The following is a 2,860-nucleotide window of genomic DNA, read 5'->3' as shown; positions in this document are numbered from 1 at the left end:
ACGGCGCCGTATTCCGCGGCCACCGTCCTCGGCGATCTGGTGTGGACGAGCGGCGCGCTTCCGGTCGAGGCGGACGGCACCACCTCGGAGGACTTCTCCACCCAGGTGCGCACGGCGCTGGCGAATCTCGAGACCTCGCTGCGCGCCGCGGGCGCGGAGTGGTCGACGGTGCTCAAGATCAACGGTTACGTCGCCGACATCGAGAAGCTGCCCGAGCTCAACGAGGTCTACGCCTCGGTGGTGACGGTCCACGGGGCGCCGGCCCGCACCACCGTCGAGGTCTCCCGTTTCCGGGGGCGTACCGCGGTCGAGTTCGACGCCGTCGCCTACCGCCGACAGTCCTGAAGCACAACTCTTTTCGTAATCCCGCCCAGAAAGGCTTCGCATCATGACCGACGCCACCGAGTCCGGCGCGACGCGATCCGTCGTCACCACCGTGCCGTCGGTCGCACCCAACCTCAGTGCGCCGCTGTCGGCGCAGTTGCAGCACCGGGTGTCCTCGTCACTGCTCGCCGATCAGGTCTTCGAGGCCCTGCGCGGATGGATCGCCCAGGGCGAATGGCTGCCCGGCAAGCAATTGCGGATCCGGGAGGTCGCCGCACTGGTGGGGACCAGCGACATGCCCGTGCGGGAGGCCTTCCGCCGGCTCGAGCAGGCGGGCCTGATCGTCGTCGAACCGTACCGGGGCGCAAAGGTCCGTGAGCTGAGCATCGACGAGCTCGAGCACGTCTACGACATCCGGATCCTCCTCGAACCCGTGGCCGCTCGTGCGGGCGTCGAACACTCCGACGCCGGCGTCCTCGAGGCGATGAACCGGCATTGGCAGCTGCTGCAGGAGGCGTCGGAACGCGGTGACGTGGTCGAGGCCGTCCGGCAGGACGAACAGCTCCTGATGGCGCTGTACACAGCCGGTCCCAACGACGTGCTCCTGAAGATGGTGCGCGAATTGTGGGACACGTGCCGTGCGTACAAGAGCCTGTGGGTGGTCAACGCCGTCGAGCACGGACTCGCCACCTGGAGCCACATCACGCACCTGATCGACGCCGTCGAACGCGGCGACGGTGACGGCGCTCACGACATTCTCGAACGGACCTATCGCGATGCCCGCGCGACGGTCCGTCAGTTACTCGACACACAGTCAGGAAGAAACCTGTGAGAACCATCGTCGTCGGTGCGGGAGTCATCGGACTCTCGTGCGCATACGAACTCTCCGAACTCGGCCATCAGGTCACCGTCGTCGACTCCGGGGCCGTCGGTGCCGCGGCCTCGGCCGGGAACGCCGGCTGGGTGACCCCGTTCCTGTCCACCCCCCGCGCGGCACCGGGCGCGGTGCGGGATGCGTTCCGCAGTTTCACCAGCACCGAGGGCCCGGCCCGGATGCGCCCGCACCTCGAACCGGGTTTCGCCGCGTGGATCACGAGGTTCCTGCGGGCGAGCACCAAGAAACGTAACGCGACCAGCACCGCCGCACTGCAGGACTTCGCCCGTCCCGCGCACAGTTACTTCGACTCCCTTCTGGAGCGGGGGGTGAGCTTCGAGCAGTACACCGACGGTTTGGCGGTGGTGTTCAAACAGGAGGACAACCTCGCCCACTACGAGCAGGTCGTCACCAAGATGCGCTCGCTCGGGTACGTCGGCAGCGTGCGGGTGTACCGCGGCGCGGACGCCGCATCCTTCGATCCGGCGCTGCGCCGGGACCTGGCCGGGGCGCTGCACCTCGAGAGTGAGCGGCACGTGCGGCCGGAGACCCTGTGTCAGGGTTTGGCGAAGTGGGTGCAGGCCAATGGCGGTGCGGTGATCGAGCACGATGCGGTCACCCGGATCGCGGCCCGCAGCAGCGGGCAGTGGATGCTCACCACCGAGTCCGGGCGGGAGATGGTCGCCGACAACGTCGTCGTCGCCGCCGGCCACCCCACCCGCACCCTGCTCGCCCCGCTCGGGGTGAAGGTCCCGCTGGAGGCGGCGAAGGGCACCAGCATGACCGCGTTCGGGGAGGGCACCGCCCCGACCCATCCGCTGAAGTTGTACGAGAACATGGTGGCCTGCTCCCCGTTCGGTGACGCGGTGCGGTTGTCGGGGACCTTCGATATCGGCAACCGCGATTTCACGCTGAATCGGAAGCGTCTGGACATGGTGGTGCGGCAGGGTTGCAGTTTCCTCGAGGACTGGCGCCCGACCGATGTGGAGATCGAGTGGGTCGGGCACCGGCCCACCGCGGCGGACGATCTGCCGATCATCGGTCCGGTCCCCGGGCGGTCGGGCCTGTACCTGGCCACCGGGCACGGCACCCTCGGGGTGACCCTGGGCCCGGTCACCGGCGCCCTCGCCGCGAAGGAAATCGCGCGGCACGGTCAGCAGCGGCTGCTCGAACCGTTCCGCCTGACCCGCTTCTGACAGCGCCGAAACCCGAACGACCGCACGAAATTAAGGAGAGATCTGTGTCCGGAGCAATCCATCACATCGCCGGTAACTTCCACGTCCCGACCCCGGAGAACGAACCGGTCCGCGACTACCGCCCCGGCTCGCCCGAGGCGGAGGCGGTGGCGCTGGAGATCAAGCGGATCGGCGGCACCACCCAGTCGATTCCGCTGTCGATCGGCGGGAAGGTCATCGAAACCGAACAGACTCAGCCGGTGGTGTGCCCGCACGAGCACGCCCGGGTGTTGGGTGAGGTGAGCATGGCCGACGAAACACACGTCCGCCAGGCCGTCGACTCCGCGCTCGCGGCCCGCCATGACTGGTCCCGGCTGCCGTGGTGGGACCGGATTTCGGTGTTCCTGCGCGCCGCGGAACTGGTCGCCGGGAAGTACCGCGACGAGATCAACGCCGCGACCATGCTCAATCAGTCCAAGACCTACCA

Annotated in this window: 4 protein-coding genes; all 4 read left to right on the top strand. The window is 68.2% G+C overall.

Annotated features, from left to right (window positions below):
- Positions 1-345 (top strand): RidA family protein (locus tag ACFTWF_RS44980; RefSeq protein WP_378467525.1); only part of this gene is annotated, 345 nt, incomplete at its 5' end.
- A 43-nt stretch (positions 346-388) separates the two neighbouring features.
- Entirely contained in the window at positions 389-1,156 is a 768-nt protein-coding gene (locus ACFTWF_RS44975) for a GntR family transcriptional regulator (RefSeq protein WP_378467524.1), read from the top strand.
- Positions 1,153-2,394: an NAD(P)/FAD-dependent oxidoreductase gene (locus tag ACFTWF_RS44970; protein WP_378467523.1), complete on the top strand. Its 1,242-nt coding sequence runs from the start codon at positions 1,153-1,155 to the stop codon at positions 2,392-2,394. The genes ACFTWF_RS44975 and ACFTWF_RS44970 overlap by 4 nt, the downstream gene beginning before the upstream one ends.
- Before the next feature lie 44 nt (positions 2,395-2,438).
- Positions 2,439-2,860, top strand: a 422-nt coding sequence (locus tag ACFTWF_RS44965) for an aldehyde dehydrogenase family protein (RefSeq protein WP_378467522.1), incomplete at its 3' end; no start/stop codon positions are given.

Origin of the sequence: Rhodococcus sp. NPDC056960, assembly GCF_042674125.1 — a bacterium.
In the GTDB taxonomy this organism is placed as follows: domain Bacteria; phylum Actinomycetota; class Actinomycetes; order Mycobacteriales; family Mycobacteriaceae; genus Rhodococcus_F.
This window is presented reverse-complemented; position numbering and strand designations above follow the sequence as displayed.